Annotated in this window: 19 protein-coding genes; 9 read left to right on the forward strand and 10 right to left on the reverse strand. The window is 66.9% G+C overall.

All coding sequences use genetic code 11. The annotated features are described in order from the left end of the window. Nucleotides 1-1,368 (reverse strand): transposase (locus RT91_RS20615; protein ID WP_082468592.1); only part of this gene is annotated, 1,368 nt, incomplete at its 3' end. A gap of 43 nt (nt 1,369-1,411) precedes the next feature. On the opposite strand from RT91_RS20615, the gene RT91_RS12445 reads away from it, so the two are divergent. Continuing rightward, a complete protein-coding gene (locus tag RT91_RS12445) occupies nt 1,412-2,005 on the forward strand; it encodes an MFS transporter (RefSeq protein WP_256363799.1) in 594 nt (197 codons plus the stop codon). Between the two features lies 1 nt (nt 2,006). Here RT91_RS12445 and RT91_RS12450 read toward each other — a convergent pair whose 3' ends face one another. From RT91_RS12450 to tsaE, 5 genes are read right to left on the reverse strand one after another with little or no spacing between them, the layout of a single operon-like run. Continuing rightward, on the reverse strand, nt 2,007-2,411 hold the full coding sequence (locus tag RT91_RS12450) for an acyl-CoA thioesterase (protein WP_013640022.1): 405 nt from the start codon (nt 2,409-2,411) through the stop codon (nt 2,007-2,009). Continuing rightward, nucleotides 2,411-2,737, reverse strand: coding sequence for a thioredoxin (trxA, locus tag RT91_RS12455; protein WP_011942255.1), 327 nt, complete (start codon nt 2,735-2,737; stop codon nt 2,411-2,413). Before trxA ends, RT91_RS12450 begins: the two co-directional genes overlap by 1 nt. Nucleotides 2,738-2,794: 57 nt before the next feature. Beyond that, entirely contained in the window at nt 2,795-6,268 is a 3,474-nt protein-coding gene (addA, locus tag RT91_RS12460; protein ID WP_035187535.1) for a double-strand break repair helicase AddA, read from the reverse strand. Beyond that, the gene (addB, locus tag RT91_RS12465) at nt 6,265-9,144 is read right to left on the reverse strand and encodes a double-strand break repair protein AddB (RefSeq protein ID WP_035187537.1); all 2,880 of its coding nucleotides are present in this window, start codon (nt 9,142-9,144) and stop codon (nt 6,265-6,267) included. Before addB ends, addA begins: the two co-directional genes overlap by 4 nt. Continuing rightward, a complete protein-coding gene (gene tsaE, locus RT91_RS12470; protein WP_035187539.1) occupies nt 9,141-9,590 on the reverse strand; it encodes a tRNA (adenosine(37)-N6)-threonylcarbamoyltransferase complex ATPase subunit type 1 TsaE in 450 nt (149 codons plus the stop codon). Before tsaE ends, addB begins: the two co-directional genes overlap by 4 nt. A gap of 69 nt (nt 9,591-9,659) precedes the next feature. On the opposite strand from tsaE, the gene RT91_RS12475 reads away from it, so the two are divergent. Then, complete coding sequence (locus RT91_RS12475; RefSeq protein WP_035187542.1) at nt 9,660-10,679, forward strand: NAD(P)/FAD-dependent oxidoreductase; 1,020 nt, start codon at nt 9,660-9,662, stop codon at nt 10,677-10,679. A gap of 578 nt (nt 10,680-11,257) precedes the next feature. Here RT91_RS12475 and RT91_RS12480 read toward each other — a convergent pair. Then, nucleotides 11,258-12,028: an enoyl-CoA hydratase-related protein gene (locus tag RT91_RS12480; protein ID WP_011942252.1), complete on the reverse strand. Its 771-nt coding sequence runs from the start codon at nt 12,026-12,028 to the stop codon at nt 11,258-11,260. Between the two features lie 206 nt (nt 12,029-12,234). Here RT91_RS12480 and RT91_RS12485 point away from each other — a divergent pair, with 206 nt between their 5' ends. The 6 genes from RT91_RS12485 to RT91_RS12510 all read left to right on the forward strand — a co-directional run bounded on the left by RT91_RS12485 (nt 12,235) and on the right by RT91_RS12510 (nt 17,836). Beyond that, a complete protein-coding gene (locus RT91_RS12485; protein ID WP_172637347.1) occupies nt 12,235-13,254 on the forward strand; it encodes a site-specific DNA-methyltransferase in 1,020 nt (339 codons plus the stop codon). Continuing rightward, complete coding sequence (locus RT91_RS12490; protein ID WP_011942250.1) at nt 13,251-14,159, forward strand: YicC/YloC family endoribonuclease; 909 nt, start codon at nt 13,251-13,253, stop codon at nt 14,157-14,159. The genes RT91_RS12485 and RT91_RS12490 overlap by 4 nt, the downstream gene beginning before the upstream one ends. Continuing rightward, entirely contained in the window at nt 14,152-14,733 is a 582-nt protein-coding gene (gene gmk, locus RT91_RS12495; RefSeq protein WP_011942249.1) for a guanylate kinase, read from the forward strand. Before RT91_RS12490 ends, gmk begins: the two co-directional genes overlap by 8 nt. A gap of 84 nt (nt 14,734-14,817) precedes the next feature. Continuing rightward, nucleotides 14,818-15,024 carry a DUF3311 domain-containing protein gene (locus tag RT91_RS12500; RefSeq protein ID WP_007421894.1) on the forward strand — a complete coding sequence of 69 codons (207 nt, stop codon included), beginning with the start codon at nt 14,818-14,820 and terminating at the stop codon, nt 15,022-15,024. Nucleotides 15,025-15,035: 11 nt separating this feature from the next. Beyond that, the gene (mctP, locus tag RT91_RS12505; RefSeq protein WP_007421895.1) at nt 15,036-16,565 is read left to right on the forward strand and encodes a monocarboxylate uptake permease MctP; all 1,530 of its coding nucleotides are present in this window, start codon (nt 15,036-15,038) and stop codon (nt 16,563-16,565) included. A gap of 29 nt (nt 16,566-16,594) precedes the next feature. After that, nucleotides 16,595-17,836 (forward strand): MFS transporter, encoded by a 1,242-nt coding sequence (locus RT91_RS12510; protein WP_011942248.1) that lies wholly within the window; start codon nt 16,595-16,597, stop codon nt 17,834-17,836. Here the strand turns inward: RT91_RS12510 and RT91_RS12515 are convergent. Next, complete coding sequence (locus RT91_RS12515) at nt 17,812-18,594, reverse strand: class III extradiol ring-cleavage dioxygenase (RefSeq protein WP_013640016.1); 783 nt, start codon at nt 18,592-18,594, stop codon at nt 17,812-17,814. The two genes, RT91_RS12510 and RT91_RS12515, sit on opposite strands and share 25 nt — an antisense overlap. Further along, nucleotides 18,594-19,019, reverse strand: coding sequence for a DoxX family protein (locus RT91_RS12520; RefSeq protein ID WP_007421898.1), 426 nt, complete (start codon nt 19,017-19,019; stop codon nt 18,594-18,596). The genes RT91_RS12515 and RT91_RS12520 overlap by 1 nt, the downstream gene beginning before the upstream one ends. 98 nt (nt 19,020-19,117) lie before the next feature. Here RT91_RS12520 and RT91_RS12525 point away from each other — a divergent pair, with 98 nt between their 5' ends. Then, nucleotides 19,118-20,086, forward strand: a complete 969-nt coding sequence (locus tag RT91_RS12525) for a LysR family transcriptional regulator (protein ID WP_035187548.1) — start codon at nt 19,118-19,120, stop codon at nt 20,084-20,086. Here RT91_RS12525 and RT91_RS12530 read toward each other — a convergent pair. After that, nucleotides 20,005-21,453: a lyase family protein gene (locus tag RT91_RS12530; RefSeq protein ID WP_035187550.1), complete on the reverse strand. Its 1,449-nt coding sequence runs from the start codon at nt 21,451-21,453 to the stop codon at nt 20,005-20,007. The two genes, RT91_RS12525 and RT91_RS12530, sit on opposite strands and share 82 nt — an antisense overlap. Nucleotides 21,454-21,481 lie beyond the last annotated feature (28 nt).

Consider the following 21,481-nt stretch of genomic DNA (forward strand, 5'->3'; position numbering starts at 1 on the left):
GTCGTTTTCCGAACCATTGGTGTGGAGCGGGATTTCCGGCCGTTCCAGCACCATCAGTAGTTCGGCCTTGTTGGCGTGCAGCCGCGCCAGCAGACGGTCCAGCGTCACGAAGCCGGTGCGGCAGAGGAAGATACGGTCGAAGCGGGTCCGTAACGCCCGAGCCTGCCGCTTGCCCGGTTTTTGCTGGTACGCTTTGAGGTCCGCGTAAAAATCCCAGATCAGGCCACGAACCCGCGTTTGAGCGGCGCGATGCTGGTCGTTGAACGTGTCCAGTTTATGCACCAGCCGTTCCGCGTGGACCCAGCACAACGCGTGCCGGCCGATATTGAATTGTCCGGCGTCGTCGCTCAGAATAACGGCATCGCACAGAAATTCATGCGCCTGAACGCTGCCCCATAGCGCCGCTTCTGTGGCAACCCGCACTGGGTTAGGCGTGACCGCCAATGCGGTGAAGCCGAGCCGCTCGAGAAAAGCCGTCCACGCCGGCTGATCAGCGAACCGAGTCTGTGGGCTCGCCGCCAGAAGGGCGATCGTCGCGGCGGGAAGACCATGATCGCGCATGTAGGTGTAGGCCGCGTCATTGAGCACGTAATCGGTATGCCCGGCACGGAGCAGATCAAGAAAGTTCATCCGGTTCTTCGAGGACCGCGTGCGGAACCAGGTGAACCACTCATTGCCGATCTGCGTGCAAAACCCGTTCTTTGCGGCATGCCGTGCACCGGTGTCGTCCACACTGACCCAGGAAGATGTTTCCAGTCCCGCACGCAGAACATCCTGAGCTTCAGCGATGAACGCCTCATGGTTCTCGTTCAACAGGCGAACCAACTGCCGCTTCGAGATCGAAATCCCCAGCGATCGCAACAAGGCGAGCAACCGCGGCATCGTCGATTGACCCTGATGATATTGCACCAGCACGAAGCGGCGTAGTTCCGGACCGAAATGGCCTGCGGTTCCTTGAGGCAATGGTGCCAGGATCGTCCGGCCATCCGGCGTTATCCAGCGCTCTCGCAGGTAACGGGTCGCCGTCGCCGAAATCACGAGGTCCTGGACCAGAAAAGGTTCATGACCTTTGAAAACAGCTCCTGGCGGGACCTCAATCCCGATCACCTTTTCTTCGACTTTGACCCGGGGTGAGACCTTGCCCCGAACGGGACGCTTCTCCTGCTTCTGGGGCTTCGGCGGCGCTGTTCCTTTTTCCATGCCACTCGGTTTGATATGCGGGCGACCCTTCAGACCCTTCAGTCGCGCATTCTCTTCGCGCAATTCAGCAACGATCACCTTCAGGCTGGCGATCTCACCGAACAGTTCGACCAGCAGAGCTTCAAGCTCTGCACGGCTCAGCGCGGAAAGGGTGACGGACGGAGGCACATGACCCAAAGACTCCCCTGCGCCGAATCGGTGCAAGGAAAAAATGTACGGTCACCCACATTTTTGCCCCTCTTACATCTTTTTCACATATGCCATTGTTCTTACGAAATTCTATGGCGTGCCGGGTGATCGGGTGGGGATGTTCATCCTGCCCTTCGCACTGGGTAATTTCGCGGGGCCGCTGATACTCGGCCGCCTCTTCGATACGGTCGGTCGCCGCACGATGATCACCGCGACCTATGCCACCGCCGGGCTGCTGATGATCGCCACCGGGCTGCTTTTCGTTGGTGCCGATCTTTCCGCGACGGGGCAGACCGCGGCCTGGACGACGATCTTCTTCTTTGCCTCGGCCGCAGCAAGTTCGGCCTATCTGACCGTGAGCGAATGCTTCCCGCTGGAAATCCGGGCGGTCGCCATCGCGCTGTTCTACGCGTTTGGCACCGCTCTGGGCGGAATTGCAGGTCCTCTCCTGTTCGGGATGCTGATAGGCAGTGGCGAGCGGATCAACCTGTTCTACGGGGATCTTCTGGGCGGCCTCCTGATGCTGGGGGCCGCCGCAGTGGAGGCGGCGATCGGCGTCGAGGCAGCGCGCCGCCCGCTCGAGTCGGTGGCGCGTCCGCTGTCGGAAGTCGATTAACTCAAGCCTGGGCGGGTGCGATCGGGCGCGGACGACCTTCGCTGTCGATCGCGACAAAGGTGAACACCGCCTTCGTCACCCGCCGCTCGCTCGCCGAATCGCGCGCCCGGCGCCAGGCCTCGACATTCACCTGGATCGAAGTCCGGCCCACCTTCAGAAGCTCGGCATAGACACTGACCTCGTCGCCAATCTTGACCGGACGGATGAAACTCATCGCATCCACCGCCACGGTCGCGATTCGCCCATGGGCGATCCGGCCCGCCAGATTCGACCCGCCAAGGTCCATCTGCGACATCAGCCAGCCGCCGAAAATGTCGCCATTCGCATTGGCGTCGGCCGGCATGGCGATAGCGCGCATCATTGGCGGCGTCGCTGGTGGCGACTCCGGATCGTCCGCCACGGCCATCAGATGTTCTTGTCCAGCCAGGCCTTGAGCACGCTCTTCGGCGCGGCGCCGACATGCTGCGCCGCCGGCTTGCCGTCCTTGAACAGGATCAGTGTCGGGATGCCGCGGACGCCGTACTGCGTCGGTGTCATCGGGTTTTCGTCGATATTCACCTTGGCGATCGTGACGCGCCCGGCATATTCGCTGCCGAGTTCCTCGAGCGAGGGGCCGATAATCTTGCAGGGGCCACACCATTCCGCCCAGAAATCGACCAGCACCGGCTCCTTCGAGTCGAGAACTGAAGTTGAAAACTCCGCGTCAGATACGGCTTTCGTTGCTGCACCCATGATCCTGCTCCTTAAACGAGATGTTGATGGGGAGAATGGCGTCTCGCCCGGCGACGATCAAGCGGATGGCTGGTCCGGCTTGGGCGCATGTCGCGCGAGCCTTGCCGCGGGCACCGGCATGACATGGCCCCGCGCGGTCCAGACCAGCACCGCGTCGATCCGGCGGCCTGGATAGATCTCGGCAAGCACGGCGGCATAGGCAGCAAGCTGCGCCGCATAGGCTTCGGGAATTCCGGCCGGATCTGCTGGCGGCTGGCGATCGGTCTTGTAGTCGGCAATGAGCACCCGGTCGGGTAAAACCGCGAGCCGGTCGATCAATCCGCCGATCTCAACACCGCCGACGATGCCGGCGATCGGTGCCTCCGCGCGTGAGGCGGGGCCGAACAGTGCTGTCAGGTCCGGGTGATCGAGCACGTCAAAGACCGCGTCGATCACATCCGTCTGCTCCACATCGCCAAGCCGGTGACCGGGTTGCGCCAGATAACGGCGCGCGGCCTCCCGCCGGTCGCCTGGCGGGAGATCCGGCAGGTGCTGCAGCAGCGCGTGGATCAGCCGCCCGCGCGCCATGGCGGCTTCCCGGCCCGTGCCACGGCCAGCGAGCGGCGAGGCGGCGGCCAGACCGGTGCTTTCCCCCTCGGCACTCCTGCTGGGTACCAGCCGGTCGATGCGCTGTTTTGGTTCGGGCGGCGGTGCTGCGCGCCAGCCGGTTTCCGGACCGATCCATCCGGGCAGCGGCGCCGCAGTCGCCGTGCTGATTGCCGCAAGCCGGTCCGGCGGTGCGGATTGCGGTGCGGCATAATACAGAATCGTGCCGTCGAGCGGCGGTTCGGCCTCGATTTCGGCAACTCCATCGAGCCGTTCGAAACCGGCGCGCACGCTTTCATACCAGCAGGTCTCGGGGAGGCGGGATTTCGTCGCAGCACCGCAAACGATCAGATGGTCTTCCGCCCGGGTCAGCGCAACATAGAGAAGCCGATTGTATTCCTCGAAGCCGCGGTCGGATGCACTGGCGAGAGCCTGGCGCACGGCGGCGCTGCGCATGTCGGCTCGCGGGCAAAAAATGGGAACCTCGCCGCCGCCTTGCGGTGCGTCGATCCAGTAAAGCAGGTCGCGCGCTTCCTTCCCCCGCTGACCGGTGGTGTCAGGCAGGATCACCAGCGGCGCCTGCAATCCCTTCGCGCCATGCACGGTCATCAGCCGCACGGAATCGCCCGCGGCTTCCGCCTCCCGTTTCACCTCGGCTGCGGCGGCGTCGAGCGCGGCGAGGAAACCCTGCAGGCTCGGCGCTTCGTGCGTGCCATAGTCGAGGGCGGTGGCGAGCAACTCATCGAGAGGTTCCGCCGCCTCGGGACCAAGCCGGGCGAGCAGCCGCGCCCGCCCGCCCATCGGCCCCAGCACCTCGGCAAAGAAGCGGTAGGGGGTGACGAAATCCGCCCGCGCCTGCGCTTCGGCAATCAGGTCGCGAGCCGCCGCAAAGGCCACGTGTTCGTCGGCGCGGGTGAATAACGCGTCGCGCAGCGTGCCTTTGCGGTCGAGGGCGAGATTCATCAATTCCTCGTCGGAAAGCCCGCCGAGGGGACTGGCCAGCACGGTGGCGAGTTCGACGTCGTCTTCCGGCAGCAGCACCGCGCGGGCGAGGGCGATCAGGTCGGCCACGGCGCGGGTTTCGGTCAGCACCATGCGGTCGAGCCCCGCGACCTTGACCCCCGCCTCCTTCAGCGCGCGGGTGAGCGCGACGCCGAATTCGTTCCGCTGCCTGACCAGGATCAGGATATCGCCGGGAGCGAGCGTCCGGCCGCGAGACTCGAGACGCATCGTGCCTACATTTGCGGCAATCCAGCCCGCGACCGACCTGGCCAGTCGTCGCCTGGCCGAGGCCTGTTCGGCGTAGGTCTCGGCCGGTGCCCAGGCAGCGAGTTCGGGGTCGGGATCCGCCGGCACCAGCGGCCAGAGCGTGACCGAGCCGGCTTGTCCGGCGCGGCTCGCGCCATGCGCCAGCACCTCGTCCGGCATGACCACACCGCTGCGTGCCGGCCCGCGTTCGAATACCTTGTCCACCAGAGAGAGAATGGGCGCCGTGGAGCGGAATGATGTCGCAAGGCTGCCTTCGTGCCAGCGCGCGCCGGCGGCCGAGACGCGCGCACCGATCCCCGCCCGCCAGGCGTCGAAACTCGCGAGATCGGCGCCCTGAAAGGAATAGATCGACTGCTTCCGGTCACCCACCGCGAAGACGGTGCGTGCGGTGCCGTCCCGCGCACCGGTGCCGGCGAAGAATTCCGCGACGATCGCGTCGATCACTTCCCATTGCGCCGGTGCGATGTCCTGCACCTCGTCAAGCAGAATGTGGTCGATTCCGCCGTCGAGCTTGTAGAGCACCCAGGCGGCACCGGGGTCGACAAGCAGTTGCGCGGCGCGGGCGATCAGGTCTGCATAGTCGAACCGCGCACTACCCTGCTTCGCGCTCTGCTCGGCGGCTTGGATCGGCAACACGAGCTGGGCGAGCGCCGCCGAAAGATCGGCAAGACGGCGCGCCGCGAGCCGGTCTTTCGCGCGCAACAATCGCCCCTGTTCCGCCTCGATCGTGGCCTTGAGTGTGGGCTCCTCGGCGTCGAGCCCCTTGCTCACCAGCGAAGACATCGCGCGTGGGTCGCCCTTGCCGGTGAAGAAGCCGCTGATCCAGATATCCTGGCAGGCGAGGCGCGCCTCTGTTTCGAGATTCAGCCAGCTGAGCAGTTCGCCCGCCTTTTCACACGCCTTCGTCGAGCTCCGATCCTTGATGATGGAAAGAGCGCCACGGATCTCGCGATCGTCGAATTCGACGATCGCGCGGCGGATCGTTTCCTCGTCGTCATCCGGAGCATCGAGGGCCGCTGCCTGCATCGCCGCGATGATGCCGGCATCTGGGTGGCGGCTCACGAGTCGGGCAAGGCGGGCCTGCGCATCGGTCAGCATCCGGTCGGTCAGTCCGGCGAAATCGGTTTCCGAAATCTGCCCCGCGAGCAGACGCAGCGCGGCTTCGGCGGCGCGGCTGTCATCGCCGAGCACGGCCTCGCGCGCGCCGCGGCGGCGGACTGCGGCTTCGGCCTCATCGGCGACGGCGAAATGTGGCGAGATCTGCGCTTCCAGTGGAAAGCGGCGCAGCAGCGACTGGCAGAAGGCGTGAACCGTGTCGATCCGCAGGCCGCCCGGCAGGTCGAGCACCTGGCCGAACAGCATCCTTGCTCGATGCCTCGTCCCGGTATCCGCCGGCATGTCCAGCGCCGCGAGATCGGCATCGAGAGTTTCGTCGGTGGCGATCGCCCAGTCACCGAGCCGCCGGCGGAGGCGGATCGCCATCTCGGCGGCGGCGGCGCGGGTGAAGGTGAGGCAGAGAATGCGGCTCGGCGTGGCACCGGAGAGCATCAGCCGCAGCAGCCGGTCGGTCAGCAGTTTGGTCTTGCCCGAGCCGGCCGAAGCGCCGACGAAGGCCGAGACGGAAGGGTCGGAGGCCGCGCGTTGCGCCGCCTCGGCTGCTGCGATCGCGCCGCTCATGCGTCCTCCTGCCATTCGGCGCGCCGGGAAATGCCGGCGAAGGGCTGGTCATAGGGTTTGCGGCCCGGATGCGGCGCGTCGAGAAACGGTGTCGCCGGGTCAGCATAATAGGCGAGCAGGGCAGGGATCTGCGTCCGCGCCGCGTCGATCACCGCCCGGAGTGGCCCGGCATTGCCGCCGAACAGCGCGCGCGTTTCACCTTCCGTGGCGCCGCCCGACAGTTTCCAGTAGGCGAGTTCCGTTACTTTGCCGGTGAAGCCGGGAAAGCCACCGGCCTCCGCGATGACCGCCTCGATCGGCAATTGTGGCGCGCTGCCTGCCTCCACCGCCTTGTCAGCGGGCGGGCTGCCGGTCTTGTAATCGATGATCGCGAGGGTCTCGCCCCGGCGTTCGATCCGGTCGGCACGCCCCTTCACCGTGAAATGGCCGAACCGCCATTCGCCGGGTAGTTCCACCTTGATGTCATCCGCCTTGCCCAGGTCGGCAAGCCTGCCGCGCTCGATCTCGACGATCCATTCGGCGATCCGTTCGAGCCGCACGAGCCAGAACGCCTCCAGCGCACGGCGCAGGCGCTTGCCGCGCAGTTCCGAGGTAAATGCGTGGGCGAGTCGTGCCGCCGCATCCGGCGCGGACGCCCAGTCCGGCGTGCGGGTCACCGCTTTCAGCGCATCATGGGTGATAGTGCCGAACAGTGCCGCATCGGTTTCCGCCTGCAGCGGGTTGAGCGTGTGCAGATCCAAGACCTCGCCGGCATAGATCGCATAGGGGTCGCTCAGCAGCGTCGTGACTTTCGAGATCGAATAGGAGATGGGCCTTGCACGGGCCGGCGGGCGCGGTTCCGGCCGGGGCCGGGCAATCCGCAGTGTCGGCTGGTCGAGCCTGGTCGACCAGTGGCTGGCGGGATGTTGCTTCAGTGCGCTGCCGGCCCCGCGCAACGCAAGGTCGATCCGCGCCAGAAAGCGCGAAGGTACCGCCGGCGCGCGGCCCCGCCGGCGCGGCGCCGACAGGATCACCTCGTCGCATGAGGCGATCAGGATGCCGAGATCGTGCGCGGCCTCGCCGATCCGCTCGGCATCGTCCGGCAACCGCGCGGCGCGCCGCATTGGGCGCGAAAGCCAGGGGCCTGGCTCTGGTTCGGCCGGAAACACGCCCTCGACCAGCCCGCCGAGAACGAGCGTGTCGACCCGTTGCAATCGCGCCTCCATCATGCCCCAGATCGCGACGCGCGGATTGGCGTCGCGCGCTCTGGGGCGGCGCAGCCGGGCGTTGCCGAGCACCGCGTCGAGCAACGGCACGAGTTCCGTCGCCTCGACATCCGGCAGGGCATCGAGCGCTGCGATCTGAACGGCGAGATGTTCGGACAGCGCCGCCCCGGCCTCGCCGGTCCAGAGTTCGTCGGCGATCGCCTCCGCTGCCTCCACCAACCCGGCGAGAAGGCTGGCCGGCGACGTCTTCGCCGGGCCGAGCGACAGCGGGCGAAGGCTGACCTGCAGGTCGGCGAGAAAGGTCGAAAGCGCCTCGTCCGGTTTGGTTGAGTGATCGGCGGCATGGCGCATGGCCGAAAAGCCGGGGCCGGGCAGGGCGGCGCGGAGCAGCAGGTCTAGCCGACGGGCGAGGGCGCGGCATCGTCCCGCCGGCAGGCCGGCATTGACCAGGGGGTGTTTCAGCAGCGCCAGAAGCGGCACGGCATCGTAGTCGCTCGCGGCGGCGGCGGCGAGCAGGCGCAGCAGCACCGCGGGCGGTGTGTCCGCAAGCCGCTCCCCTGCGCTGTCCTCGGCGCGAATACCGAGCCGTTCGAGTTCGGCGGCGACACGCTGGGCCAGGCCGCGATCCGGCGTAACCAGCGCGGCGTGACGCCCTGGCGTTTCGAGCGCGTGGCGCAGGGTCAGCGCGATGGCACGCGCCTCGTCCTGCTCGTCCGCTGCATCGAGTCGCCAGAGTCCGTCGGCCGATGCGGCGGCAATATCCGCTGCCGGCGCCGTGGGCAAAAAGGCGCGGCGCAGGAGTGCAACCCGTGTCTCGCGGCCGGTTGCACCGCCTTCTCGCAGAGGTGCAACCTCTTCGCGTCGCACGCCGATCGCTTCGGCAAGGCGGTTCAGTCCGGCCTGGGGGTGGGTCGGCGTGTGATCGAGCATCGACCAGGCTTTATCGGGCAGATCGGGATCGAACCCCGGCAGCACCACGCAACCGTGCGGCAGGCCCGCGACGACTCTCGCGAGGCGCCCGAGGGCCGGGGGGGCCGCGGCAAGCCCGGCGAGCCAGACCGGATGCGCCGGCGGCGTGAGGCGCCAGCGTTCGGCTTGCGCGTCGATCAGCATGCGCTGGCGGACCGCCGGATCGATAGCACCGCGTTCGGCGAGAATGGCAGGCCATGTCCTTGTCACGATCGAGAGGAAATCCAGCGTGCGCTGCCAGTGTTCCGCAAGGTCCGGCGCCACGATTCCGGGCAGCGTCTCCGCAAGGTCGATCTCGGCCTGGGCGGCGGTGTCGAGCAGCAGGGCGAGATCGTCCGCGAGCAGGAGCGCGGCGGCGAGGGTGGTCGGCGCGCCGTCGCGCCCGCCCATGCCGAGGATGAGCCTGGCGAGGATCACCCGACGTTCCTCGGCCGTGATCGCCGGCGGCAGGTCGAGCCCGGCGAGGATGCCGAGTGCCGCTTCATCCGCCGCCCCGATGGCGGCGATGCGGGGCATGATCAGTGGTCCGCCCTTGGCGTCGAGAAAGGCGGCGGCGGCGGCGCGGGCGGCGCGGCGGGTGGGCAGGAACAGCACGCCATCGGCCGGATCGCGCCCGTCACGCGTCGCCTCATCGAGCCACGCGCGGGCGAGTTCGGGCAGGAACGGACGGTCAGCGCTGATGAAACGCACATGGGGCGTCATCGCATGAGCCTTTCGAGCAGCGCATCCGGCCCGGACGCGGTAGCCGTGCGGGTATTGCCCTCGCCCCAGCCCAGCGCGAGCGTGATCGCCTCGCGCGGGGCAAGCGGGCCGAGCCGGTCTGGCCACTCGATGAGGGCAATGCCGGCCAAGGCGGCATCCAGCCCGAGTTCAGCGACGTCGTCCGGTCCGGTGAGACGCCAGAGGTCGAAATGCGTCACCGGCGGGTCAAGTTCGTAGGTCTGTACCAGGGTGAAACTCGGGCTCGGCACATCGAGCGAGGCATCGCCCGCGCGGGCGCGGATGAAGGCGCGGGCAAAAGTCGATTTTCCCGCGCCCAGATTTCCCGAGAGCAGAACCGCATCGCCCGCCCGTGCCCGCGCGGCCATCGCCTGCGCGAGAGCGACGGTCTCAGCCTCGCTGCCTAGCGTCATCTTCCGAATCGCCATGGCGCGATCCTGCCCGATCAGATCGTCTTTGCAAGTTGACCCGCGCGCGGTTTCGGCTAGGCATGGGGCATGGCAGAGACGATCACCACCGATGTGGCCATTATCGGCGCGGGCCCAGCCGGCCTGTTCGCCGTTTTCGAGTGCGGGATGCTGAAGCTCGGCACCGTGCTGATCGACGCGTTGGGCGAGGTGGGCGGCCAGTGTGCGGCGCTCTATCCGGAAAAGCCGATCTACGACATTCCCGCCCTGCCGGCGATCGAGGCGGCAGGGTTGATCGAGAATCTGGAGCGGCAGATCGCGCCCTTCGCCGCGCCGCGCCTGCTCGGCCGGCTCGTGACGGCGATTTCCGGCAGTTCGGGCGATTTCACGATCGGCACCGACCTGGGCGACATCGTCCGCGCGAAGGCCATCATCATCGCAGCCGGTGCGGGGGCATTCGGCCCGAACCGTCCGCCGCTGGAGGGACTCGCCGCCTACGAGGCGAGCGGTGCGGTGCAGTATTACGTGAAGCGGCGCGAGGCGTTGCGCGGCAAGCGGGTGGTGATCGCCGGCGGTGGCGACTCGGCGGTGGACTGGGCGCTGGCGCTGTGCGGGATTGCATCGAGCATCGCCGTGGTCCACCGGCGGCCGAAATTTCGTGCCGCGCCCGAAAGCGCCGCGCAATTGGCCGAAGCGGCGGCGCGGGGCGACATCGACCTCATCATTCCCTATCAGTTGCATGCGCTGCATGGCGCCGATGGTGCGCTGCGCACGGTCGAGGTCGCCGATCTCGACGGCGCAACCCGGCATCTCGAGGCCGATGTGCTGTTGCCGTTCTTCGGTCTCGCCACCGATCTCGGGCCGGTTGCGACCTGGGGGCTTGAGCTTTCGCTTCATCACGTTCTTGTGACCCCCTCGACCTGCGAGACCAGCACGCGCGGCATTTTCGCGATTGGCGACGTTGCGCAGTATCCGGGCAAACTCAAGCTGATCCTGCAGGGCTTCTCAGAAGCGGCGATGGCGGCTCACGCAATCCATCCGATCGTGCATCCGGACGAGGCGCTGCATTTCGAGTATTCGACATCGAAAGGTGTGCCGGGCACTGCCTGAGGCCAACCAGTTCACGTCAAAGCGTCCTGACAAACCGCGACCTGCTTCCCGATCCCGGGCATTGGGAGGATTAGCCGATGCGTATCCACGCTGGACTGGGGTACTGTTGGCAACCGGGGGAGTCGGAGACCGCTGCCGACGACCTGCGCCTCGATGAAATCGCGGATGACGTCCGGCAATAGACCGCAAGCGCCTGTCGCCCCCATCCCAGGATTCTGTCCCGTTGCCTACGCGATCGGGGGATATAGCAGGAAGTTCATTATAAATCAGATAATTGTCCGCAGCAATTCGATGGCAACATCAAATGGGTGCGTGCCCCCGACCTAGCCCAAGTTCCTTCACCCGGGCCGGCGCGCGCAGTTCTCCGGGTTGCGGCTTGCGTGCGATCTCCGAAACGGGGCAGGTCTTGCGGCCTCGGCGGAAGGCAACCCTGCCGTGGTGCTCGGCCGTCCTGACCCCGCTCTGCAAGACGCTGGCAGCAATCGCAGCAAAGGCGGCAGGGGGCGGTCGGTAGAAAGCTGGACGGCCCCTCCGACCGGCTGTTCTCCGTCCAGTTCCCTGTCTGAGCCGTGCGGGAGCTATGAAAAGTCCGGCTTGCGCTTCTCGATGAAGGCCGCCATGCCTTCGCGCTGGTGGGGTGTGCCGAACAGCGGAAGGAAGCTCGCCCGCTCGTATCTCACACCCTCGGCCAGCATGGTCTCGAAGGCGGCGTTGATGCTGCGTTTGGCCTGGAGGAGGGCGACGGGAGACATGCCGGCGATGCGCCTGGCTAGCTTCATCGTCTCCGGCATCAGGTCCGCGGCCGGCACCACGCGGGCGACGAGGTTGGCGCGTTCGGCTTCTTCGGCATCCATCATCCGGCCGGTCAGGATCATCTCCATCGCCTTGGATTTCCCGATGGCGCGGGTCAGGCGCTGGGTGCCGCCGGCACCGGGGATCACGCCGATGGCGATTTCCGGCTGGCCGAACTTCGCCGTGTCGGCCGCGATGATGATGTCGCACATCATCGCCAACTCGCATCCGCCGCCGAGCGCATAGCCCGATACCGCCGCGATCACCGGCTTGAGCGTCGTGGTAACGACTTCCCATGATTTTCCGATGAAATCGTCGAGGCCGGTTTCGGGCCAGCTACGGTTCTGCATTTCCTTGATGTCGGCGCCGGCGGCGAACGCTCTGTCCGATCCGGTGAGCACGATGCAGCGGATTGACTTGTCGGAATCGAAGCCGCGCAAGGCGTCGGCGAGTTCGCTCATCAACTGGTCGCACAGCGCGTTCAGCGACTCCGGGCGGTTCAGCCGGATGACGGCCACGGCGCCGTCGGTTTCGGTCACAATCATCTCGTAGGGCATGGAATCCTCCGCTCTGCTGGCGTCAGGATGGCTGATTTGACCCCGGATGCAAGCCGCAAGGTCGGTCCGGGTGCGCATCAGCCATTGACGCGACCACGGCGCGTTCGTCAGGTATAGGGGGGAGAGACAGACCGAGGCCCAAATTGCCCTTGACCGCCGTTCGCGAATTGCCGCTCGATCAGCTTCTGCTTGGCGATGCCGTCGAGATGATGCGCATGCTGCCGGATGCGTCGATCGACTGCGTCTTCGCCGATCCGCCCTACAACCTGCAACTCCGTGGCGAATTGCGCCGGCCGGATGACAGTGTGGTCGACGGTGTTGACGACGACTGGGACAAGTTCACCGATTTCGCGGCCTATGACGAATTCTCGCGCGCCTGGCTCTCTGAGGCGCGGCGGCTGATGCACAAGGACGCGACGATCTGGGTGATCGGCTCCTATCACAACATTTTCCGCCTCGGCGCGATCATGCAGGATCTCGGGTTCTGGATTCTCAACGACGTGATCTGGCGCAAGACCAACCCGATGCCGAATTTCCGCGGCCGGCGCTTCACGAATGCGCACGAAACGCTGATCTGGGCGGCGCGGGAGCCGAAATCGCGTTACCGGTTCAACTATCAGGCGATGAAATCGCTCAACGACGATACCCAGATGCGCAGCGACTGGACGATTCCGCTCTGCACCGGCGGCGAGCGGCTGCGCAACCAGCACGGCCTCAAGCTGCACCCGACCCAGAAGCCGGAGGCCCTGCTGCACCGCGTGATCCTGGCCGCGACCAACCCGGACGACGTGGTGCTGGACCCGTTTTCTGGTACCGCGACGACGGCGACGGTGGCCAAGCGGCTCAACCGGCATTTCATCGGCATCGAGCGTCATCCCGCCTACGTCGAGGCCGGCTGGGCGCGGCTGCGGGAAATGCGGGCGGCGCCGGCGCATCTGACCAGGCCGATGCCGAGCCGCAGAGAGGCGCCGCGTATCGCCTTCGGCGTGCTGGTCGAGCGCGGCTTGGTCCCGCCAGGCACATTGCTGCATGACAGGCTGCGGCGGGTGAGCGCCACGGTCGCGGCGGATGCCAGCATCATCGCCGGCGCGCATCGCGGCTCGATCCATCAGGTCGGTGCCGCGGTTCAGAACGCCGCAAGCTGCAATGGCTGGACGTTCTGGCATATCGAGCGCGAGGGGAGGCTTGTCGCACTTGATCATGTGCGCGAAACGTTGCGTCCATGACCTCCACCCTTGCCTCGATGACCGGCTTTGCCCGCCACGCGGGCAGCCACGACAATGCCAGTTTCGTCTGGGAAATCCGCAGCGTGAACGGTCGCGGGCTCGATCTTCGGTTGCGCCTGCCCGCGGGGCTGGATGGGCTCGAGCCGGCGCTGCGCGAGGTGGCCGGCAAGCGGTTGAAGCGCGGTAATGTGTCCGCCACGCTGACGTTGAAGCGCGAGTCCCAGGCGGCGATGATGGTGGACGAGGCGGCGCTGGAAGGGCTCCTGCGCCATGCGCTTGCATTGTCGGAGCGGATTCCGGGTGCGATGGTGCCGCGCGCCGAGGCGCTGTTGGCCTTGCCTGGCGTCATCCGTCCCGCTCCCGCCGAGGATGTCGCGGAAGATGCGGAGGCCGCCCGGCAAGAGGCTCTTGCCGCCACTCTGGCCGCCGGCTTCGATGTTGCCATCGAAGCGCTCGATCGTGCGCGGCGTGACGAGGGCGGTCGGCTTGCCGTAATCGCCGCGGATCTGCTCGGCGCGATCCGCCGCCTGGTCGCCGCGGCGCGTGCTCATGCACCGGAACAGGCGGCTCAGCACCGCGCCCGGCTGCAGGGCGCGCTGGCTGATCTGCTCGGCGATTCCGACCCGGTGCCGCAGGAGCGGCTGGCCCAGGAAATCGCGCTGCTCGCCACGAAATCTGACGTGCGCGAGGAACTTGACCGGCTGGATGCGCATGTCGAGGCGGCGCATGCGTTACTCGCCGAGTCGGCGCCGGTCGGCCGCCGGCTCGATTTCCTGATGCAGGAATTCAACCGCGAGGCGAACACGCTGTGCAGCAAGTCGGCGTCGCTGCAACTGACCGCCATCGGGCTCGACCTCAAGGCAACGATCGAGCAGCTGCGCGAACAGGTTCAGAACATTGAATAGGCGCGGCCTCTGCCTCGTGCTTGCAGCGCCTTCTGGCGCCGGCAAGACGTCGCTCTCTCGGGCGTTGCTTGCCGGTGATTCACGGCTGTCGCTGTCGATCAGCGCCACCACCCGCGCGCCGCGCGATGGCGAGCAGGAGGGGGTGCATTATTTCTTCCGCACCCCGGAACAGTTTGCGGGCATGGTCGCGGCAGGCGAATTCCTTGAGTATGCGACGGTGTTCGGCCGGTCCTACGGCACGCCGCGCGCGCATGTCGGGGAGATGCTGGCGGCGGGCCGGGACATCCTGTTCGATATCGACTGGCAGGGCTTTCGCCAGCTCAGGGCCGCGCTGCCGCGCGATGTGGTTGGCGTATTCATCCGCACGAGCAGCCTTGAGGAACTTCATCGCCGCCTTGTGGCGCGTGGCGATGATCCCGCCGCGATCGCGATGCGGATGGAGGAGGCCGAGGACGAACTCGCGCATCAGGGCGAATTCGATTTCATCATCGAAAACAACGATTTCGATACGGCTCTTGGCGATCTTTCGGCGATCCTGCGGGCGGCGCGGCTGATGGCGTCTCGTATGGCATGAATGCTTGCCTGTCAGAGGCAAGTGCGCCTAAAGAGCGATGACGTTTTTCATAAAAACGAACATCACTTTATGCGGAGAGATGTCGTGGCCGAGGAAAATTCAGAGCGCAAGCCGCGCTCAACGCCTTGGCGGCTCCTGTTGCTTGTGCCTTTCGTGGCAACGCTCTGGGTGCCGTTCTTCAATCATGCCAAGCCCGCCGTGCTAGGCTTTCCCTTTTTCTATTGGTACCAGCTCGCCTGGGTGGTGATCTCGTCGGTCATCATCTGGATCGTCTGGCGCGCCGAAAGCTAAGGAACGTCGCCATGCTCATAGCCGGTATCGTCTTCGCCGTCCTCGTGGTCGGCGTTCTCATCCTGGGGTTCTTCGCTGCACGCTGGCGCGGCGGTGACCTCGACCAGCTTCACGAATGGGGGCTTGGCGGCCGCCAGTTCGGTACGCTGATTTCCTGGTTCCTGATCGGCGGCGATCTTTATACGGCCTATACGTTCATTGCCGTGCCCGCGCTGATGTTCGGCGCAGGCGCCATCGCCTTCTTCGCGGTGCCATACACCATCGTCGCCTATCCGATCCTGTATGTTGTGTTTCCGAAAATGTGGCGGGTTGCCGCCAAATACGGTTTCGTCACCGGGCCAGAGTTTGTCAGAGGCCGCTATGGCAACCGCTGGCTTGCGCTTGCGGTGGGTATCACCGGCATCATCGCGACCATGCCCTATATCGCGTTGCAGCTTGTCGGCATGCAGGTGGTCATCGGCGCGTTCAACCTCGGTACCGGGTTCGGCAGTCATCTCCCGCTGATCCTGGCCTTCCTCGTGCTCGCCGCCTTCACCTACACGTCGGGCCTTCGCGCGCCGGCGATGATCGCTGTGGTCAAGGACACGCTGATCTACCTCACCATCATCGTGGCGATCTTCGCGATCCCGGCCTCGCTGGGCGGGTTCGGACATATTTTCGCGAAGATCGCCTCCACCAAGCTGCTGCTGCCGAAGCCAGGCCCGCATACCACCGGGCTTTATTCTGGCTATGCGACGCTGGCACTCGGCTCGGCGATGGCGCTGTTCCTGTATCCCCACGCGTTGACCGGCATCCTGTCGTCGCGCTCGAGCGAGACGGTGCGAAAAAACGCGGTGATCCTGCCGGCCTATTCGCTGATGCTCGGCCTGATCACCCTGCTCGGCGCCATGGCGGTGGCAGCCGGCGTTTCCGCGCTGCCCCAGTTCGCCGCGGGCTTCAAAGCCTATGGGCCGAGTTTCGCCGTGCCGGCGCTGCTGATCCATACCTTGCCGGGCTGGTTTGTCGGCATTGCCTTTGCCGCCATCGCGATCGGCGCCCTGGTGCCTGCCGCGATCATGGCGATTGCCTCGGCGAACATCTTCACGCGCGACATCTGGAAGGAATTCGTCTCCCCCGGCGTATCGGCGGCGGCGGAATCGCAGATCGCCAAGCTGTTCTCGATCGTGATGATTATCGGAGCGCTGCTGTTCATCTTCGGCCTGCCGCTGAAGTACGCGATCCAGTTGCAGCTGCTTGGCGGCATGTGGATGATCCAGATCTTTCCGGCCATCGTATTCAGCCTGTTCACCCGGTTCTACAACGGATGGGCGTTGCTGGTCGGCTGGGCGGTGGGCATCGGCCTTGCGACGCATTTCGCGTTGCTGAACCATCTCAAGGGCGCGATCTATCCGTTCCACATCGGTGGGATGACCTATCCGTGCTACATTGCGCTGGCCACCTTCGTCGTGAACGTGATCGTGGCCACCGCGCTATCGCCGGTGTTCCACGCCATCAAGTCGGACCGCACGCGCGACGTGACCACCAGCGCCGACTACGCCTGAGGGATGGTGCGTCTTTCGCGCCAGTGTCGATGAGCGGTTCCACGTCCCGCAGGCGCGGGGCCGCTTTCGGCTTCATCATGGCCACGATCCTGCTGGACATGCTGGCCATGGCGATCGTGCTGCCGGTCCTGCCCGCGCTCATCACCGGGCTGGTCGGCGGGGGCGCCGGGCTGAGCGCGCATGTGTTCGGCGCCTTCGGTGCCGCCTGGGCGGCGATGCAGTTCATTGCCTCGCCGATGCTTGGCGCGCTGTCCGACCGGTTCGGCCGGCGGCCGGTGATCCTGCTCTCCTGCCTCGGCCAGGCGGTGGATTTCACCGTGATGGCGCTGGCTCCATCGGTCGGCTGGCTGCTCGCCGGGCGGATTCTCTCCGGCGCTTCCTCGGCCAACATCGCCGCCGCGAATGCATATATTTCCGATGTCACGCCGCCCGAGCGGCGGGCGGCGGCGTTCGGCGTCTCGGGCGTTGCCGCGGCGATCGGCTTTGTGCTCGGACCGGCGTTGGGCGGTCTGCTCGGCGCGGTTTCGCTGCGCCTGCCGTTCTGGTTCGCCGCAGGTCTTTCCCTCGCCAACTTCCTCTACGGTCTGGTGGCGCTGCCGGAATCGCTTGCGCCGCGCCGCCGCCGGCGGATCGGCTGGCGGGGCCTCAACCCGCTAGATGCGCTGCGCTTCTATCGCCGGCCGGGCGTGGCCGCGCCGGCGACGATCTATGCGCTCGGCACGCTCGCGCTGCAGGCGGTGCCTTCGGTCATGGTGCTTTACGTGCAGGAGCGGTTCGGCTGGCGCCCGCAGCTGATCGGCGCCACCCTCGCCGCCGCCGGGGTCGGGTTTGCCGTGGTCGGCGGCGTTGTGGTCGGGCCGATGGTGCGCCGGCTTGGCGAGCCGAGAACGCTGATCCTTGGCCTGATTGGTGGCGCCGCGGGGTTTGTGCTGTTCGGTCTCGCGCCCGATTCGCGGATTTTCTGGATCGGCGTCCCGGTTCTCTCGGCCTGGGGGCTGGCGATGCCTGCGGTGCAGGGGATCATGGCGCACCGGATTGGCGGGCGCGAGCAGGGGCGGCTGCAGGGGTTGCTCGCCAGCCTGAACGGGCTGACCGCGCTGGTCGGCCCGTTGCTGTTCACCACGATCTACGCGGCGACGCTGGGGCCTGACGGCACGGCGGACGTGCCGCGCTCGGGCACCGCCCTCGTCGTCGCCGGCCTGCTGCTGCTCGCCTCGCTGATTCCGCTGCGCTGGGCGGTGCGGTATCAGGCCGGCAGGCCGAACCCGTAGGCGTCCATCCGCAGGATCGCGTGCTCGGTCGAGTTGTGCAGCCGCCGCGCCGCGCTGCCCTCTCCGGCGCCGATCGCGGTGAAGAGCGGCAGCAGATGCTCTTCGGTCGGGTGTTCGTCGCGCGCATGCGGCGCGCGGGCGCGATAGTCGAGCAGGGCGGCGATGTCGTTGCCGGCAATGGCCGCGTCCATCCAGGCGCTGAACGCCGTCACATCCTCCGCCTCCGGCGCGTCGACCGGCTGGCCGCGGAAGCGCCGCAGGTCGTGGGTGAAACTGCCGGAACCGACGATCAGCACATCGTCACGCCGCAGCGGCGCCAGCGCCCGGCCGATGTCGAAGGCGTGGCGCGGGCCGAGCCGGGTCTGTACCGAGAGCTGGAGTACAGGGATGTCGGCCGCGGGCCAGGCCAGTAGCAGCGGCACCCAGGCGCCGTGGTCGAGGCCGCGCGCGGGGTCGAGCCCGGTGGGAAAACCGGCCTCGCCGAGCAGCCCGGCAATGCGCTGCGCCAGCGCCGCATCGCCCGGCGCGGGATAGGAAAGTTCGTAGAGCGCGCGGGGGAAGCCGAAGAAATCGTGGATGGTCTCGTTGCGGGCCACCGCATTGACCATCGGCTCTGCCGTCTCCCAATGCGCGGAGACGACGAGAATGGCGCGAGGTCTGGGCAGGGTGGCGGAAAGTCCGGCGAGGAACATCCTCGCCGGGGTTTCGGTGAGTGCCAGCATCGGCGAGCCATGGCTGACGAAGAGCGAGGGTTGCATCACGCGGTCCTCCGGCCGAACGGTGTGGGGACGAGGGCATAAGGACCATCGCCGATCAGGGCGAGCACCACGAGGGCGATGGCCCAGAACGCGGGATATTCCCATCCGCCGCCCTTCGCCGTGAAATAGAACCCGTTATGGATATGCACCAGCGCTATGGCGCCGATCAGGTCCGGCACGATCAGTAGCGCGGCGAGCCGCGCCCATATCCCGAGCACCAGCGCGATGCCGGCCGCCAGTTCCCACAGCATGACGAACAGGCCGAACCAGCCCGGCAGACCGAGGCTGGCGAAGAAATGTTCCGTCCCGGCAGGGGTGAAGATGGCGTATTTCAGCCAGTCATGGGCGAAGAACAGGAAGCCCAGAGTTAGCCGGAGCAGCAGGGCGCCGTAGCCGGCGGTTCGGGTGTCGATTGTCGAGTCCATGTGCGTAATCTCCTTCACCCCCCAGATAACCATGCGAGAATAGTTGGTTAATATCCAATTCTTTGGTTATCGTCATGCGGAATCGCATAGGAGCGACGATGGATTGGGACGATCTGCGCAGCTTTCTCGCCATAGCCCGAGAGGGCACGCTGTCGGCGGCGGCGCGGCGGCTGGGCGTACGGCAATCGACGATGGGACGGCGGCTCGCGGCGCTGGAGGCGCGGGCCGGTGTGCGGCTGCTGGAACGCACGCCGCGCGGCTTCCGGCTGACCGCCGCCGGTGAGGCGGCGCGCGCCGAGGTGGAGCGGATGGAGACGGCGGCGCTGGCGGCCGAGCGGGCGGTGAGCGGGCGGGATGTGCGGCTGGAAGGCACCGTGCGCCTGACGACGGTGAGCGATTTTGCGCCCTCCGTGCTGATGCCCGCCTTGGCCGATCTTGCCGACCGCTATCCGGGCATCGTGGTGGAACTGATCGCCGATGACCGTACCCTCTCGCTCGCTGCGCGCGAGGCCGATCTCGCCCTCCGTCTCGCGCGGCCGCGTGGGCAGTCGTTGCGGGGGCGGCGAATCGGCACGGTATCGTTCGGCCTATATGCGAGCGAAACCTATCTTGCCGCGCGCAGTGTGCCGGCCTGGCCTGGCAGCCAGGGCGAGGGCCACCGGCTCATCCTGTCGCGCGACGAGACCGGCGCCTATCCGGAGCTCGACGCGCTGGCGGCGATGGCGCCGAAGGCGGCTGTCGCCCTCAGGACCGACAGCCGGGTAAGCCAGCTCGCCGCCGCCCGCGCCGGGCTGGGCATCGCCGTGCTCGGGCACCACGTCGCCGCCGGCGCGGGGTTGACGCGGATCGATTCACTGCCGCTGCCGGAGCGGGAAATCTGGCTGGTGCAGCACGAGGATACGCGCGACGTGCCGCGCATCCGCGCCGTTGCCGATGCGCTGGCGGCCAGGATGCGCGCGGCGGAGCCTGTCTTTGCCGGGCTGGATCAGGCGCCCGCCAGTCCTGAGCTCACGAGTTTTGCCGGGTCGCAGAGCCGGTCGAACGTCGCGGGGTCGACGCCGCCATAGCCGGTTGCCGCTTCGCGCAGCGTCAGGCCGTGTTCCGCCGCGTGATGAGCGATCGCGGCGGCGCGATCATAGCCGATTTCCGGGCTCAGCGCGGTGACCAGCATGAGCGAGCGGCCGAGCTGTTCGTCGATCCGCGCACGGTTCAGCGCGGTCCCCTCCACCGAAAACCGGCGGAAGGCGGTGCAGGCTTCCGTCATGGTCCGGCAGGTGCGGAGCACGTTGTTGATGATCAGCGGCCGCATCGCGTTCAGCTCGAAATTGCCCTGGCTGCCGGCGAAGGCAACCGCCGCGTCATCGCCGATCGTCTGGATGCAGACCATCACCAGCGCCTCGCACTGGGTCGGGTTCACCTTGCCGGGCATGATCGAGGAGCCTGGCTCGTTCTCGGGGAGCAGGAGTTCGCCGATGCCGCAGCGGGGGCCGGAGGCGAGCCAGCGCATGTCGTTGGCGATTTTCATCAGTGCTACGGCGAGGCCGCGCAAGGCGGCCATCGTCGCGACCATCGCATCGAGCGAGGCTTGCGCGGCGAACTTGTTCGGGGCGGTAACGAATGGCTTGCCGGTGATCGCGGCGATTCGTGCGGCGATCGCCCGGCCGAAGCCGGCGGGGGCGGCGAGGCCGGTGCCGACCGCGGTGCCGCCGGCGGCGAGTTCGAGCAGCCCGCCGCGCGATGCCCCGACCCGCGCCAGCGCATCGCGAAGCTGGTGCGCATAGCCCGACCATTCCTGGCCCACGGTGAGCGGCACCGCGTCCTGCAGATGGGTCCGGCCGGTCTTGGGGATGTCCATCCACGCGAAGGCCTTCGCCTCGATGGCGCCGGCGAGCGCGTCGATGGCGGGAATGAGATCCTCGTCCAGCGCCGCGAGGGTCGCGACATGCATCGCCGCGGGAAACGTATCGTTGGAGGATTGCGAGCGGTTGACGTCGTCATTCGGATGGATCGGCGCTCGAGCGCCGGGTTCGGCGCCGAGCAGCTGGTTCGCCCGCGCGGCCAGCACCTCGTTGAGGTTCATGTTGGACTGCGTGCCCGAGCCGGTCTGGTAGACATGCAGCGGGAAATGATCGTCGAGTGCGCCCGCCATCGCCTCTTCGGCGGCGCGGACGATCGCCGCCACCTTCCAGCCGGGCAGCGCGCCAAGCTCGGCATTCACCTCGGCCGCCGCCTTCTTGACCAGCGCATAGGCGCGGTAGAGCGCCGTCGGCATCCGTTCGCCGATGGCGAAATGGCGCAGGCTGCGTTGGGTCTGGGCTCCCCAGTAGCGATCCGCCGGCACCTCGATCGCGCCCATCGAATCATGCTCGGTGCGGGTGCCGGTCGCATCGATGCCGACCGGCACGTCACGCAGTCTTTCTGCTCCGGTGCTCATCGAGAGCAGATGGCGTGCCGCCCCCGCC

It is taken from the genome of Acidiphilium sp. JA12-A1 (genome assembly GCF_000724705.2).
In the GTDB taxonomy this organism is placed as follows: domain Bacteria; phylum Pseudomonadota; class Alphaproteobacteria; order Acetobacterales; family Acetobacteraceae; genus Acidiphilium; species Acidiphilium multivorum.